The 15,540-nt window shown below is 32.6% G+C and carries 12 protein-coding genes and 1 pseudogene; 4 read left to right on the top strand and 9 right to left on the bottom strand.

All coding sequences use genetic code 11. The features are described 5' to 3' along the window. Position 1: 1 nt before the first annotated feature. From AAGD53_RS06745 to AAGD53_RS06730, 4 genes and pseudogenes are all read right to left on the bottom strand, one after another. Positions 2 to 2,440, bottom strand: a complete 2,439-nt coding sequence (locus AAGD53_RS06745) for a VirB4 family type IV secretion/conjugal transfer ATPase (protein WP_341763443.1) — start codon at positions 2,438 to 2,440, stop codon at positions 2 to 4. A 35-nt stretch (positions 2,441 to 2,475) separates the two neighbouring features. After that, entirely contained in the window at positions 2,476 to 3,768 is a 1,293-nt protein-coding gene (gene serS / locus AAGD53_RS06740) for a serine--tRNA ligase (RefSeq protein WP_341761635.1), read from the bottom strand. Next, a pseudogene (gene tatC / locus AAGD53_RS06735) lies at positions 3,746 to 4,500 on the bottom strand (twin-arginine translocase subunit TatC). The gene serS and the pseudogene tatC overlap by 23 nt, the downstream one beginning before the upstream one ends. Before the next feature lie 429 nt (positions 4,501 to 4,929). After that, complete coding sequence (locus tag AAGD53_RS06730; RefSeq protein WP_341762665.1) at positions 4,930 to 5,679, bottom strand: hypothetical protein; 750 nt, start codon at positions 5,677 to 5,679, stop codon at positions 4,930 to 4,932. Positions 5,680 to 5,896: 217 nt separating this feature from the next. On the opposite strand from AAGD53_RS06730, the gene AAGD53_RS06725 reads away from it, so the two are divergent. The 4 genes from AAGD53_RS06725 (at position 5,897) to typA (ending at position 10,766) form a co-directional block, all read left to right on the top strand. Continuing rightward, positions 5,897 to 6,124: a type II toxin-antitoxin system Phd/YefM family antitoxin gene (locus tag AAGD53_RS06725; protein WP_341762664.1), complete on the top strand. Its 228-nt coding sequence runs from the start codon at positions 5,897 to 5,899 to the stop codon at positions 6,122 to 6,124. Further along, positions 6,121 to 6,540, top strand: coding sequence for a type II toxin-antitoxin system VapC family toxin (locus AAGD53_RS06720; RefSeq protein WP_341762663.1), 420 nt, complete (start codon positions 6,121 to 6,123; stop codon positions 6,538 to 6,540). The genes AAGD53_RS06725 and AAGD53_RS06720 overlap by 4 nt, the downstream gene beginning before the upstream one ends. Before the next feature lie 467 nt (positions 6,541 to 7,007). Further along, entirely contained in the window at positions 7,008 to 8,354 is a 1,347-nt protein-coding gene (locus AAGD53_RS06715; protein ID WP_341762662.1) for an MFS transporter, read from the top strand. A 591-nt stretch (positions 8,355 to 8,945) separates the two neighbouring features. Next, on the top strand, positions 8,946 to 10,766 hold the full coding sequence (typA, locus tag AAGD53_RS06710; protein WP_341762661.1) for a translational GTPase TypA: 1,821 nt from the start codon (positions 8,946 to 8,948) through the stop codon (positions 10,764 to 10,766). A 9-nt stretch (positions 10,767 to 10,775) separates the two neighbouring features. Here the strand turns inward: typA and rimM are convergent, their stop codons facing one another. Genes rimM through AAGD53_RS06685 form a run of 5 tightly spaced genes read right to left on the bottom strand, consistent with a single transcriptional unit; the run spans position 10,776 to position 15,538 of the window. Continuing rightward, the gene (gene rimM, locus AAGD53_RS06705) at positions 10,776 to 11,267 is read right to left on the bottom strand and encodes a ribosome maturation factor RimM (RefSeq protein ID WP_341761628.1); all 492 of its coding nucleotides are present in this window, start codon (positions 11,265 to 11,267) and stop codon (positions 10,776 to 10,778) included. Between the two features lie 3 nt (positions 11,268 to 11,270). Next, positions 11,271 to 12,623: an MFS transporter gene (locus tag AAGD53_RS06700; protein WP_341762660.1), complete on the bottom strand. Its 1,353-nt coding sequence runs from the start codon at positions 12,621 to 12,623 to the stop codon at positions 11,271 to 11,273. 57 nt (positions 12,624 to 12,680) lie between these two features. Then, the gene (gene elbB / locus AAGD53_RS06695) at positions 12,681 to 13,337 is read right to left on the bottom strand and encodes an isoprenoid biosynthesis glyoxalase ElbB (RefSeq protein ID WP_341762659.1); all 657 of its coding nucleotides are present in this window, start codon (positions 13,335 to 13,337) and stop codon (positions 12,681 to 12,683) included. Positions 13,338 to 13,344: 7 nt separating this feature from the next. Beyond that, positions 13,345 to 14,289 carry a D-alanyl-D-alanine carboxypeptidase family protein gene (locus AAGD53_RS06690; RefSeq protein ID WP_341762658.1) on the bottom strand — a complete coding sequence of 315 codons (945 nt, stop codon included), beginning with the start codon at positions 14,287 to 14,289 and terminating at the stop codon, positions 13,345 to 13,347. A 4-nt stretch (positions 14,290 to 14,293) separates the two neighbouring features. After that, positions 14,294 to 15,538 (bottom strand): AmpG family muropeptide MFS transporter, encoded by a 1,245-nt coding sequence (locus AAGD53_RS06685; RefSeq protein ID WP_341762657.1) that lies wholly within the window; start codon positions 15,536 to 15,538, stop codon positions 14,294 to 14,296. Between the last annotated feature and the right edge of the window lie 2 nt (positions 15,539 to 15,540).

Here is a 15,540-nt window from a genome sequence, read left to right as displayed (position 1 = left end):
ACTAAATATGATTTAATGCTATATACAAAGGATTAATCCAATTATCAGGATGTCCTGGATATTGTTGTAATATTTCTTGATATATTTTCAATTCCTCGGTTCTACAGGATAGAATCTTGATAATGCCAATTAAACTTCCTATACTTAACTCCAAAGCAATAGATTGATTATTTTGATTTATTAAGAACATTCTAGAAGCAATTGTAAATTTCGATAATTTATTTATTTCTGATTCATTTAATCCTAAAATTTGTTCTAAATACTGTAATTTTATTTCTGATGGTAAAATTATTTTAGTGTCTGTTAAATCCAACCAATTCTGTAGCACCTTTGTTTTTATCGACTGTAGATAACTAAAATTAAAATTACTAACCATTATTCCATTATTACTCAGCAATCTATCAGAAATCATTTGTGATATGTTATCAAAATTTTCCGGTCTATACAAGGAATCTAGATTATCTATTACTAATATTTTTGGACTCTTCCCTATAATAGTTAAGTGATAATTAAAAGCATATATTAATCCTACACATAAACTATTATGCTTAGTCAAATTCATTGAAAAATCTTCTAGAAGTTTTCTATCTGTTGGATAAAAACGTTCTGTAAAAGACTTCTCAGAGAAAGGGTACAAATTAAATCCGAGTATGCCACCTTCAGATAAAGGGAATTTATCACTATCAAATATACCATCATATAATCCTCCTTTTGTATAATCAGTCAACCTTAGTTTAATTAAATCTCCACCTTCTATAGAAAAGTCCATTGTTTTTAAAATGGAGGAAAAATTACGATCTTTATTATCTAAAGTCCAAATTTTATCAGCGAAGTTTTCTAGAAAAGCTAATTCTGCTTTGGTTAGAGGGTAAAAAGAATGATTACAAATTATCTTAAGAAATTCGGTAACGAAATGCCTTGACTCTAGAGTATCATCTAGTAGAAATGGATTTATTAGGTTCTTCTCCTTTTCAAACCACTGCCCTTCAATTGATTCAACAAAAATCTTTGAATTATTATTATTGGAAAGATATAATATTGTTGGCTTGTATTTAGTGGCTTCAGAAATTAAAAAATTTGTTAGTACAGTCTTACCAGTATTAGCTGTGCCAAAAATACAAGTATTCCCTCTATTATTACTTTTAGCATGAAAATTCATAAAGTAAGGAGTTCCTTTTTCTGTTCTAAGCAAAGTCACCGCTTTACCCCATATGTTATTTTGGCTTCCGGTCGGGAAATTATGTAATGAGGCCAAAGCGGCGGTATTTTCTATAATTGTGGGAGCGAGCCTCCTAACATAGGAAAAGTTCCCTGGGAGTTGTGCCCAAAATGTCTGCTCTAAGTTTATATCTTCTCGCACATGGACAATGCCAATTTTAGCAAGTTCCTTAGATGCTTGGGCAATTGATTGATCCAATTTTTCCAAGTCTGACCCTATAATAGCAATAGAAATTTGTTGTTTACAAAATTGGTTCGGGATTGAAGCATCAAGGTTCATTATCTTATCTATTCCTGTAATTTCAGCAAGTTTAGTATCCTTACTAACTTGTAAAATATATGCCTGTTGTTCAAATGTTTTAGATACTTCTTTTTTATCAACGAAGTAAAATATTTCTGTTGCTATTAATTCTACAGGTAATTGTAGGAATCCATCAAGTGCAGCTGATGATACTTCTTGATATTCCTTTATTGAAATAATGGATGCAAACTTTTTATCATGCCTACTTATTACTTCAATCTTATCGTTACCAACTGCATATTGATTAGAGGCTAAAACATTAGATAGATTTGCAATCGGTACTAGGCAATATTCTTCGTTGAGATGGATTATTCTACGATATAAAAACATCAGATCAGAGTAAGATTCTTCCCCTTCAAATCTTATTCCTAACTTTACTGCACCGAAATCTTGTAAATCCAAAAGTATTGTATCAACAGTGCTATTTAGTATTTCAAAAACACTACTTAAGTACTTATTTTGGAGACTGACAACTTTATCAAAAAACAAAGATGTTATTAAAGAGTTGAGATTTTTAACTTTAATTTCAGCAGAATCATAAATTATTGAGATATATAAGGTGTTAACAAATTTATCATCCCAGTAATTCTTTTTTTGCCATAAATTGTGAATATTAGCTGGTAACAATTTATTGTAAGGAGTTGGGTCATCTAAGTTTGTCTTACGTCGTACAGTATGTATCCAAAATGCAAAATTTTTATTACGAACATTTTTCTTAATCGCATTACGCACTACTTCTCGTAAATTGAATAACTTAGTGCTAATATTTTCTGCATTGATACCATTTATTTGGATAGTTTGGAGTAGTTCACCATTCTTAGTTAACAAAGTATTCTCATTATAATGACAAGCAATTGGAATGAAATCCTCTGCAGAATTATTATATAAATCCTTATCAACTTTTCTTGAGTTGTTAGCTATTTTGAACACCAATAATACCTATCATCAAATACATGTTATTTATACTCTTTAGTGGTATGAATTCGCTCCAACCCACCCATGTAACTCACCAAAATATCTGGAACTGTTATTGAACCATCTGCATTTTGATAATTTTCTAGAATTGCGATTATTGTCCTACCAATTGGTAAACCAGAACCATTCAAAGTATGGACAAAAGTGGTTTCGTTGCTACCAAATTCTTTATATCTAGCTTTCATCCTTCTAGCCTGAAAATCTCCACAATTAGAACAACTTGAAATCTCACGGTATAGATTTTGACCAGGCAACCATACTTCCAAATCATAGGTTTTCTTGGCAGTAAATCCCATATCTCCAGTACAAAGCAACATAACTCTATATGGTAGATCAAGTTTTTTTAGAATGGTTTCAGCTGCATTAGTTATATATTCATGTTCACGCTGAGATTCTTCTGCAGTAGTTATTGTAACCAACTCAACTTTACCAAACTGGTGCATACGTATCATACCTCTAGTATCTCTACCACTACTTCCAGATTCTGATCTGTAACAGGGTGTGTAAGCAACATAACGTATAGGCAATTCTTCCCTAGCTATTATGGTATCGGCTACCATATTAACGAGAGGTACTTCGCCTGTTGGAATTAACCTGTAATTATTCACCGTTTCAAACGACTCTTCTGCAAATTTTGGCAATTGACCACTATTATACATAGCAGCTGGTCGCACCAAAGATGGAGGAGATAGTTCAGTAAAATCAAATTCTTGAGTATGTGTATCAATCATAAAATTAATCAATGCACGTTCTAGCTTTGCTAAATCTCCCTTTAGAGTCACAAACCTACTACCAGACATTTTAGCAGTACGGACAAAATCCATCATACCTAAACTTTCACCAAGTTCAAAATGCTGCTTAGGTAATGGAGGAGATGGTTTTGTTGTAATGTCTCCTACTGTTTTAAGCAGTTTATTCATACTGCCATCAGTGCCATATGGTACATCAGGATCAGGAAGGTTTGGCAATACCTCCAACATATCGTTTAACTGGTGATTACTATTTAATTTTAAATTCAGTTCTTCCAGTTTCTCATTTATGTGATCCACATCACGCTTTATTTCTTCAAATTCTTTACTAAATTTGTTAGGCATGTTGCCTAGATCCCTAGATTTTTTCCTTCTTGCATGCTGAAATTGCTGAATAAGATTAGTTAGCTGGCGCTTGCTTTCATCTAGTTTAGTAATTTTATCGGACATTGGGGAAATCCCCCTTTTGATAAGTAGATCATCAAATTCCTGCTTGTTCTCCCTAATCCACTTTATATCTAACATTTAACTTCCTCGATTTTCTACAAATTTACACATAATAATTGAAGTTTCATATAATAAAAGCATTGGTATTGCAAGGGCAAATTGGCTAAGCACATCCGGTGGAGTTAAAATACCAGCAATAATAAAAATAATTACTATAGACGATCTTCTTTTGTCCACTAAGTCTTTTGCTGTTAATATTTTTAATAAATTTAATATTAACATAATAATTGGTAATTGGAAAGCTATACCAAACGCAATAATTAACTGAATTACTAAGTTTAAATATTCACTAATTCTAGCTTCTAGAATTAGTGGAATAATAGCGTTATTATCTTCAAAGCTTAGAAAAAATTGCCATGCACGCGGCATAACAAAATAAAATACAAAGATGCTCCCACACCAAAACAAAACAGGCGACATAAAAAGAATAAAAGCAGCATATTTCTTCTCACCTGAGTATAACCCAGGTCTTATAAATAAAAAACATTCTATAGCGATAATTGGCATAATCATGACAAAAGAAACAAAAGCTGCAAGTTTTATATAAGTAAAGAATGCTTCAGTAAGACCAGTATAGATCACTTTCCTTATATCAGCATGATCTAATTCTGCAAGTGGCTCTAATAAAATGTTATATATATCGCTACTAAAACAATAACAAATAATAAAACCAATAATGAATGCAGCAAATACTCGTAAGAACCTAGCCTTTAGCTCTAAAAAATGCTCTTTAAAAGTATACGACTTCATAAATTAACCAAATGTACAAGTTTAAGTAGGTATATAACCTTAGTTTGATGTAAGACATCGGTTTAATAGCCTAGGATGCCATATATGGACGTTCCTGCTTTCGTGAGGAGGTATTACTAACGTGGATAGTCAAAATAGGTTGTTATGAACCTAGAAATTGAATAGAATGATAAAAAACTCATCAAAAGTATACTTATATACTCTAGAATAGAAAACCAAAAATTGCGTCGTCATTATCCAAGACTCTAGCGGTATACTCAAATGATCCTACGAGTAGTATACCATCTATAAAAAAGGTTCGTAACTGGAATGATTATAACAAAGCTTTAAAAAAAATGGGAGAAATAATCCTTAGTTTTGATGAAAATTATACTAGGAGTCCTAGAAGTTTTGCTATTGTCTTTTCTTCAAAGCAAAATAGTATAATCCCTATAATATGTCATAAAAGTTTATTAGGGAAGGTTCTTCACCCAACAGTTCTAATGTACTCTCTGTTAACTGATCAAAGTTAGTCTGTATTTGATTTTCTTTTTGTTCTTGTGCTGTAACTATCTCAGAAGCTTCATTTAAATACTCACTACCCTCTTCGGTAACATGTATTCCATGCATACCATTTTCCTTTGAGATAGCCACATAATTTAACTCATTATCCATTAAAACAACTTGCTCATTCTTATAAACACCAAAATGCTTCTTGGCTTTTTCTATATGCTCCTGTTTACCTTCATAGCCATTTTTAGGAAGATACGACACTACAAAAATTTCTTTCGATAGAGTCGATCCTAAAAGTTGTTCAAGAGCGTATTTGATCCAATCAGGATATGAGCCAAAAGATACAATAGCTATATGACATCCTATAGTTAATGTTTTTTGTAAAAATTCTACTAATAGCTCTTTGTTTTTCCAATTTTTTGTTTCATCTGCTAGAAATTGATCTACACAATCCTTATGATTGAGAAAAGTAAAATAAAGAGTATTGTGTAGAGAGCCTTTTACTATTGTTCCATCCCAATCAATACATAATAACATCTTATTAGATTGAGTTTTTTTCTCCAAAAAATCCTCTTGCTGCTTAACTTCTAGTTGTTCAGCATCCGGAGTATTCATTACCTGTTTATCTTCTGCTATGCTAAAATTTAAAGGGAGAAGGCTTAATCTTGCCTGTTTTATTTTTAACATCTGTTGTTCTCTTATATTTATTTTTTATTCTTCTTGAACCCAAAAACTCAGAACTTAATAAATTGATTTTAAAATTTTTGCAAGCAAATTATTAAGATTATTTAAGTAAAATGAAATAGATTCATCGCTGTTATTAGTGTATTGCATTGCTTATTAAAATATGATAAACTAGTTAAGTTAACTGGTTTATTAAAGAGGATTCATGAGAATAGTTGGTATGTTTAAAACAAAAACTCACTTAACGGAGCTAATAAAAGAAGTAGAAGCAGGTGAAGAATTATGCATAACAAACAGAGGGAAAGAGGTAGCTTTTGTTATATCTGTAGCTAAATATTATTCCCAAAGATTTGATGATCTATTTAAAAAGCTTGCTGAACTTAAAAAACGTAGTCCTCTTGGCTCTATAGATGATGTTATTAAAATGAAAAATCTTGGTAGAAAATGAATTTAGTAGTAGATTGTTCATTCATCATGTCATCGATTTTACCGGATGAGCAGCAGCTTAAGGTCGATAACATTTACCATCAAATTTCTAACAAAGAATATAATATATTTGTCCCTGCTGTCTTTTTTTTAGAATGTAACAATGTGCTTATATCATCCTTAAAAAAACAACGTATTACTAAAAGTAATTATGAAGAGTATTTACACCTCTTAAATACTCTTCCTATTAATATTGATAAATTTTGCTCTAGCCCTGAATCTCTACATATAATAGCAAGGATTGCAACTAAATATGATCTAACGTCTTATGATGCTTCTTACCTTGAATTATCCCTACGCCTTGAAGCAAGCATTGCTACTCTAGATAATAATTTGGCTAATAGCTGTAAGATAGCAAATATAGAATCTATAATTTAAAATACTAATTACTTCAAATATGCACTTATAGTGAATTCAGTTGAATTATGTCAAAGAAATCTCCACTCGAACTTTTAGGTTGTATTAAGTACTAGTATATTGTTACACTAATAGTTTAATTATTTTAGCCTACTATAACCTCAGTTCTATATAAGAATTAATAATTCTTATATAGAACTGGCTTTGTTATAAGGAAAAATGCACTCTTGAAGCGGCTGACGCGGGTGCATTTTAACTTTTTTCATCATTCAATATGTGATTTTAATTATTAAAATCACATATTGAATGGAGTATTATATTTTAACAATCAGGTGGGCAGCCGCTTCAAGCCTGATTGTTTCTATAATATAATACTGACTTCGATGTAACAAGTTACATCGAAGTCAGGTTACTATATCATTTTTTCTTGCTATTAATTAACCAAATCATCAATATTTATAGTACTATTAAAATTATAAGGTGAATAAATGATAGGGAGCTATAAAGAACAAAAAGGTTTAACAAGGAAACAAAAAGAAGCTGTCGGATTGCTTTCAGTCGGGACATTCCTAGAGTATTTTGACCTGATGTTATATGTTCATATGGCAGTATTTCTTAATGAGCTATTTTTCCCAAAATATGATCCACATAATACAGCAATTTACTATGCTACAGCTTTCTGTTCTAGCTTTGTTTTTCGACCGGTTGGTGCATTAATTTTTGGTTGGATAGGTGATAATATAGGGCGTAAGAATACCGTTATCATCACGACTTTTATAATGGCTTTATCATGTCTTATAATAGCTAATCTACCTACCTATGCCCAAATAGGTATTACAGCTCCTTGGTTGCTCACCATATGCCGTATAATACAAGGAATGTCCTCTATGGGGGAAACAATAGGAGCAAAACTTTATTTAACTGAACTTATAAATCCACCAATCCAGTACCCAGCTGTTTCATCAGTTGCGATTTTTGCTACTTTAGGAGGAGTTGTTGCTTTAGGAATAGCATCTTTAGTGACCTCCTATGGATTTAATTGGCGTATAGCATTTTGGATGGGAGCGAGTGTAGCACTGGCTGGTACAGTAGCTAGAAGGAGTCTTAGAGAAACGCCGGAATTTGCTAATACCAAACGTCAACTAAAAAAAACTCTTCAGCAGGCTTCAAATGTTGCCGGCATAGATCTCAAAAAACTGGAAAACAACCCGATATGGAAGGAAAAAGCTAATAAAGTAACAGTAATAGCCTTGTTCTTAATAGAATGTATGTGTCCCGTGTGTTTTTATTTTGCTTATATTTATTGCGGAAATATTTTAAAAACTTCTTTTGGCTATAGTGCTGAACAAGTCATTCATCAAAATTTTATTATCTCAATATTTTCCTTCTTAAGCACTTTGGTATTAACATATTTAAGTTATAAAATATATCCGTTAAAAATTGTAAAAACCTTGTTATTGATATTTGGTGTATTTATTTTAGCTTGCCCTTATTTATTAAATAACATTAATAGCCTATTTGATGTATTCTTAATGCAATTATTTATTGTGTTATTTGTGCCTACCGGTCCTGACATAGGATTGTCAATCTTTTATAAACATTTTCCTGTCTTTAAACGTTTTAGTTGTGCTAGTCTTACCTTTGCCATATCTCGTGCTTTAATGTATGTAGTTCCCTCTTTTTCAATTATTTACTTAACTGAATATTGGCATCATTGGGGGATAATGATTATATTGCTTCCAATTTGCATAGGTTTTGCATTCGGACTATTTCATTTTGAAAAATTGGAGAAAAAGACTGGGAATTATCCACAAAAGCCCCGTGTAGACACATAGGCGTCAACTTAAGAGCGTAATGATTGAACAGGTATAAACAAATTAAACACAGCCGTCATAGCAAGGCTCGTTAGATGCCGTGGCGATCCAGATAAACAGCGAAGCTGTTTTTTAGAGTAACGCTTCGCGTATCTTAGATTGCCGCGTCGCCGCTTGCAGCGGCTTCTCGCAATGACGTTTAGGTTTGATTTGCTTATACATGCTCAATCATTACGCTCTTAAGTTGACGCCTATGCGCCACTTTGTGGCTCGCGATGACAACTATTTATTTCTATAATTTAGTATTTTCTATCATTAGTTGGGACTTTTAAACTGCCCTGCGTGTAGAGGTATAGATAAATGTTGACAACATAATGTAATAATTTGTTTTGTTACTGTTGGTATTTTTAAATGCATAGCTAAAGTTAAAAAATGTATTACAGTTTCTTCTACTATTTTTTTAATTTTTTCAGGTGATTTAGTTCCTAGAGTTTCTAACGATGAGCAACGTTGTTGCTAATTCAACTGAATTCACTATAACACAAGAACTCTATTCCAATTTGATATATTTTGCTCTATAATGCACATCTAAAAATATATTAAAGGTTTTTGATGTTTGCTATTCGCAATATTGCTATTATCGCCCACGTTGATCATGGTAAAACTACTCTAGTTGATAATATGCTTAAACAAAGTGGGACTTTCCGAGAAAACCAAGCAGTAGCAGAACGTGCTATGGATTCAAATGACCTTGAACGCGAACGTGGTATAACTATTTTAGCCAAATGTACCTCCCTTATGTGGGAAAATATCCGTATCAATATAGTTGATACTCCTGGTCACGCTGATTTTGGTGGTGAGGTAGAACGCATTCTTACTATGGTAGATGGAGTTGTATTACTAGTTGATTCTTCTGAAGGTACAATGCCTCAGACAAAATTTGTGCTGTCAAAAGCTCTAAAACTTGGTTTGAAACCAATTGTTGTTATCAATAAAATCGACCGTCCTGATAGAAGAGTAAGTGAAGTAGTTGATGAAGTATTTGAATTATTTATGGCATTAGAGGCAACTAATGAACAACTAGATTTCCCAATTATCTATGCTTCGGGACGTAGCGGTTGGGCATCGCTCCATCTAGAAGATCAGCAAAAAGATCTTTCTCCTCTTTTTGATTTGATAGTATCTCATGTACCTGCTCCTGTTGCTGATAGCAACCTGCCTTTTTCTATGCTTGTTACTACTAGAGAATATAACTCATATTTTGGTCGTGTATTTACCGGTCTAGTGCAGAGCGGTACGGTTAAGATCAACCAAAATGTTAAAATACTTAATCGCGATAATATGGTAATTGAAAATGCTAGAATAAGTAAAATACTGTCATTCCGAGGATTGGAACGCGTAGCTGTCGATGTAGCATATGCAGGGGATATCATTGCTATTGCTGGAATCCAAAACGCTACGGTAGCTGATACTATCTGTGACCCTGAAATAATGCTAGCACTCCCTTCCTTACCTATAGATCCACCAACATTATCTATGACCTTTGGAGTAAATGACTCTCCTCTTGCTGGACGGGAAGGATCAAAGCTTACATCACGAGTTTTAGGTGATAGATTGATGAGAGAGATCGAAAGTAATGTGGCAATACATGTCAGTCAAACGGAAGAAAAAGATGCTTTTCAAGTTGCAGGTCGTGGTGAGTTACAATTAGGAATATTAATTGAAACTATGCGACGTGAAGGTTTTGAACTATCAATCAGCAGACCACGTGTATTATTCAAAGAGGATGAACAGGGAAAAAGATTAGAACCAATTGAAGAAATCCAAGTTGATGTTGATGATGATTTTGTTGGAGTTGTTGTTAAATCCTTAGCAATACGTAAAGCAGAAATGACTGATATGCGTCCATCTGGTGGCGGTAAAACTAGAGTCACATTTTTAGGACCATCACGCGGTCTTATTGGTTACCACGGTCAGTTTCTAACCGAAACTCGAGGTACAGGTGTTATGAACCGTGTTTTTCATAGTTATGGCTCATATAAAGGGGTTATTGAAGGAAGACGTAATGGAGTATTAATTTCTAATGGGGATGGTGAATCTGTTGCCTATGCTCTATGGAATCTTGAAGAGCGTGGAAAAATGTTTATAAACCCTAATGAACTAGTATACCAGGGAATGATTATAGGCGAACATAATCGGGATAATGACCTAGAGGTAAATCCTCTGAAAGCCAAACAATTATCAAATGTCAGAGCTTCTGGCAAAGATGAAGCTATGCGTCTTATCCCACCAGTCATTATGACGTTAGAACAATCTATCAGCTATATCCAAAATGATGAAAGAGTAGAAGTTACTCCTAAATCAATCCGGCTTCGTAAGGCAGTATTAAACCCTAATGACCGAAAGAGATCAGAACGACGTAATGAGGACTAATTGCTATAGTTAAATCTTTGCTAAAATAGCATGCTCTTTCGTCACTACTGGGAAAAATTGCTTGTTAAAAGGAAATAATTCTACTTTTTTATTGCTGACAAACTCGATTTCAATGATATCACCTGCTTTAAAATTAAAAACATTTGTAATTTTTCCTATAGCCACCAAATTGGTATCTAGTACCAGTAAGCCTCTTAAGTCTTCAATATAAAATTCATCTTCACTTAATGAAGGGAAATCGTGCCTATGACAAAAAAGCTTACATCCCTTTAATCCTTCAGCTAATGTCCTATTATTAATTTTGTTAAATCTACATATTATATCACCTTTAGAATTTTGACTAATGAGTTTAAGGATAATTTTTTTTCCTAATTCATCCACCAAATTCATTTTAATGATATTAGTATTTGGCATAGTAAAAGATTTGACATAAACATTACCCTGCACTCCGTGTACTGATGATACTACACCAACAAAAATTAAATCTTTTTTAATAGACACCACCTAATTCATTAAGAGAAACCATTTTTTCTTTTTCGGATAGTTTCCAGCTGCTTTCTCTAATTTTTCAAAATGCAATATGCCAAAGCTATATCCTATCATGACTGGAATTATAATAATCAGCAATCCATAATTACCTAAATATTTTGTTAAATAAATAAGCCCAAAAGATGTGATAATATACATAATAGTATTAGATATAGCATATAAAAAACTAACATATGTGAAGCGTTTAAAAACAGGGAAATATATAAATAAAATTGAATGGGCTGGTGTTAAACCAGGTATAATCAATATAATAAATGCTTGGAACAGAAAAATATCAAAAGGTGTTCTAGCATGACTCAATAAGTATAGGCAAACTAGAATAAGAACCCAAAAAATTACCATTCTAATTTTTAAAATCATTAGGGGGTATACGTAATAACCTAAATATATCAATGATAAATTCCCTAACATTTCTACTATTGAAACAAAGAAATTTTGATAAATAACTTGTTCAGCCGTATAACCAAAATTATTTCTAAGAATCTCTCCGCAATGAATAAATGTTAAATAAAAACATACTGGCCAAGCACAGTGTATTAAAAACAAAGATAAAGCTGTTACTTTATTAACTTTTTCTGTCCAAATAGGATTCTTTTCCAATATACTAGTATTCTCATTAATATCTGTAAAAATCATTTTCATTCGTCGTTTTGCGTCAGCAAATTCTGGTGTTTCTCGTAGAGTTGTTCTAGCTACTGAACCGACTAACGCAACCAATGCACCAAACCAAAAAGCATAACGCCAATTGAAGTTGTAAGAGGTAGAAATAAATGCAACGCCCAAAGCAAAGGTTGCCCCTAACACAGCAAAAAAACTTATTAATGCTACAGACATATATTGTTGTGGACGTTTTATAGTTTCAGTCAAATATAATTCTGCCCCTATTATTTCTCCCATGGAAGTCATGCCTTGTATAATACGACATATTGACACAATCACAGCAGCAGTAATACCTATTTCAGCATAAGTTGGCAAACTAGCAATAATAATACAAGAAAATGCCATCATAAAAGTAGTAATAATAACAGTTACTTTACGCCCTATAGTATCACCAATCCATCCAAAAATTAACGCCCCAATAGGTCTTAATAAATATGTGGTACAAAGAGCAAAGGCTGAAAGTAATTGTGCTGCATAGGGATCATATTCCGGGAAAAAAAGCTCATTAAGAATTACCGCCATATGTATATAGAGCATCAAATCAAAATACTCTAGAAATGTACCGATTGAAAGTAATCCGACAGCCTCTTTTTGTTCTCTAGTTAGACGAGTTTGAGACACCTCATCTGCTTGTATTAATCTATTCATATTGGCTTATATCTTCCTTATTTAATACCAATTGTCTTTTATAAAATAGCTTACATTTCAGATATTAGTACACATTTGCAGCACTTTAATTACTAAACCCTTAATACCTTTATGTATTTGTGCTAAAGGAGCATTTAACATAAAAGCAGGAGTAGTAACCAATCTATTATCTTCGTCCACGACTATATCTTGAGCATTACAAGTTTCTTCTGTTGCTCCTAGCTTATTTATCAGATCATTTGATTCTCCAAGGGTAACCTTAATTTTTGTATGATTTCTTAAGACTATAGCAAGTAAAGCAGGAGCAATACATATAGCTCCAATTGGTTTTGATAAATTATAAAAGCCTACTATTATTTCCTGTAAGTCTTTTGCTACTGTAGCATTTTCATTTTTAAGTCCTATATTAGACAAATTTAGTGCAGCACCAAACCCACCCGGTAATATTAAAGCATCAAAATCTTCAGCACGTATTTGATTTAATGGTTGGATTTTACCACGAGCAATGCGTGCTGATTCAACCAATATATTACGTTCCTCTAACATTTTTTCTTGAGTTAGATGGTTAATCACATAATATTGATTTTTATTAGGAGCAAAAATTTTTACATTTACATTATGCTTATCAAGTTCCAATAATGTAAAAACTGTTTCAAAGATTTCAGCCCCATCTAAATATCCACAACCTGAAATAATTACAGCAACATTTTTCATAATATTTCTATAGTTTTTTTCTGTTTCTTACTTTAAGATTTGTAGCAACTTTAGTTGATTTTGTTTTCTTACCATATGTTCTTGATGGTACTGTTGTCTTGACTATCAATTTATCAACCATAGTCTTATTATTTCTAGGCTGGTCAAAATGGGTATCTAATAGTTTTACCATTTGCATATTTCTAGACTCAGCAGATTTACCACCAGTAACAATAGCAACCAAAGATTTATTTTGTCTAGTTGCTGCAGTAATCAAGTTATAGCCGGCTGGAATGGTATAACCAGTTTTCAACCCTTCAACTCCTTCATAAGTTTCATTTACTTTATTATGTCCTCGTACAATATTGCCTCTAAAAACAAAGTTGTTTCTAGAGAAGAAAGCATAATATTTAGGGAAATCTCGCTTAATAGCTATAGATAGTTTAGCAAGATCTCTAGCCGTAGTTTTCTGACAAGGATGATGCCATCCAGAAGCGTTTTTAAAATAAGTATCTTTCATACCAAGTTGTCTAGCACGAATATTCATCAAACGAGCAAAATTTTCTTCAGTACCTTTAATATTTTCAGCTACTACCATAGCTGCATCGTTTGCTGATCTAATAATTAGACCTAAAATAGCTTCTCTTACAGTAATAGTTTCTTTTTCTTTAAGCCCTAATTTGCAGGGCAACATTTTCTCTGCGTTTTTTGAAACATATAATCTTTGATTCATTGATAACCTGCCAGATTCTACCGCTTCAAATAACAAATACAAGGTCATTAATTTTGTCAATGAAGCCGGATATATTCTAGTAGTAGAATTTTTATCGTGCAGTATTCTACCAGTATTGTAATCTACGACAAGACTTGTTTGAGTTGGCGAAGACACAAGTTTTTTTGCAGCATAAACAGGACGTAGGTTTGTACTGAATGTTATTACGCAAGTAAAAAATAGCAATAATCGTATTAACATAATTTTACGTTTTAGAAATCTTGTTATTAAGATAGAACAATATTATAAGTCCTGGCAAAGCTAGAATTATTGTTAAGATAAAAAAATTATCCCAACCCAACATTTTTACTAGGCTACCACCATAAACGGTGACTGTGTTATTAAATAAACTAGCACTACTGCTGAGCAAAGCATATTGCGATGCAGAATATTGTTTGTTACACAATATGCTAACATACCCAACAAGAGCAGTAGCCCCCATAGCTCCAGCAAAATTTTCTATAGTAATAGCAATGAAGAGAGCTTCAGAACTTACTGGTTGATGATTTAACCAAATAAATGCGAAATGCGTGATACTTTGTATAATTCCCGTTATAATCAGTCCTCTAAAATTTCCAAGTTGGTATACAACTATTCCACCAGCAAAAGACCCAGCAAGTGTAGCTAGTACCCCATAAAATTTAGTAATCAGTGCTATCTGTCCCTTTGTATAACCAAGTTCCATATAAAATGGCATACATACTACACCAAGCATAGCATCGCCTAATTTAAAGAATATTACTGCTAGTAAAATAGTAACGGCATATTTCCTAACAAGGAAGTCCTTAAAAGGGTTAATTACTATTTTTGTTAGTGACAATAAAGATAAAATATCAACACTTTCTCGTAATAATGTAGGTTCATTGACAGTAATTATAAAAATTGTTGCTACAACAAAAATTATACTCATAGCCACAAATGTAGCTGACCAATCACTTGTGGCTTCAGCAAAATACAAAGCCCCAGCTCCAGTAATCAGCATGCCAAGTCTATAGCCTAATACTGCTGTAGCACTTGCTATAGCTTGGGTTTCCTGATCAAATTTATCTATTCTAAGTGCATCAACACTAATATCAAATGTTGCTGACAAGAAACCAAGGCAAATAGTAAGAAAATATAGTAAAGTTAATGATTCATTAGGTAAAATTGTACTCATAGTGAATAGTACTAAAGATATTAGTATAGTACAAAGTATCAGCCAACTTTTTCTATGACCAAATTTCTTTAATAATGGTATATTAAAATAATCTACCAAAGGAGACCAAAAAACTTTTAGCGAATAGGATAGTCTTGCAACGGCAAAAGTGGTAATAATTGCAATATCAATATTAGAATCTTTAAGCCAAGCAACTAAGCTAGTGAATAATATAGCTAGTGGCATGCCACTAATTGCCCCAAGAACCAATATTTCGAATAGCCTATAATCTTTTAGAATTCTTAATAATAACATTT

The organism is Candidatus Tisiphia endosymbiont of Melanophora roralis (assembly GCF_964026575.1).
GTDB lineage: Bacteria > Pseudomonadota > Alphaproteobacteria > Rickettsiales > Rickettsiaceae > Tisiphia.
This window is presented reverse-complemented; position numbering and strand designations above follow the sequence as displayed.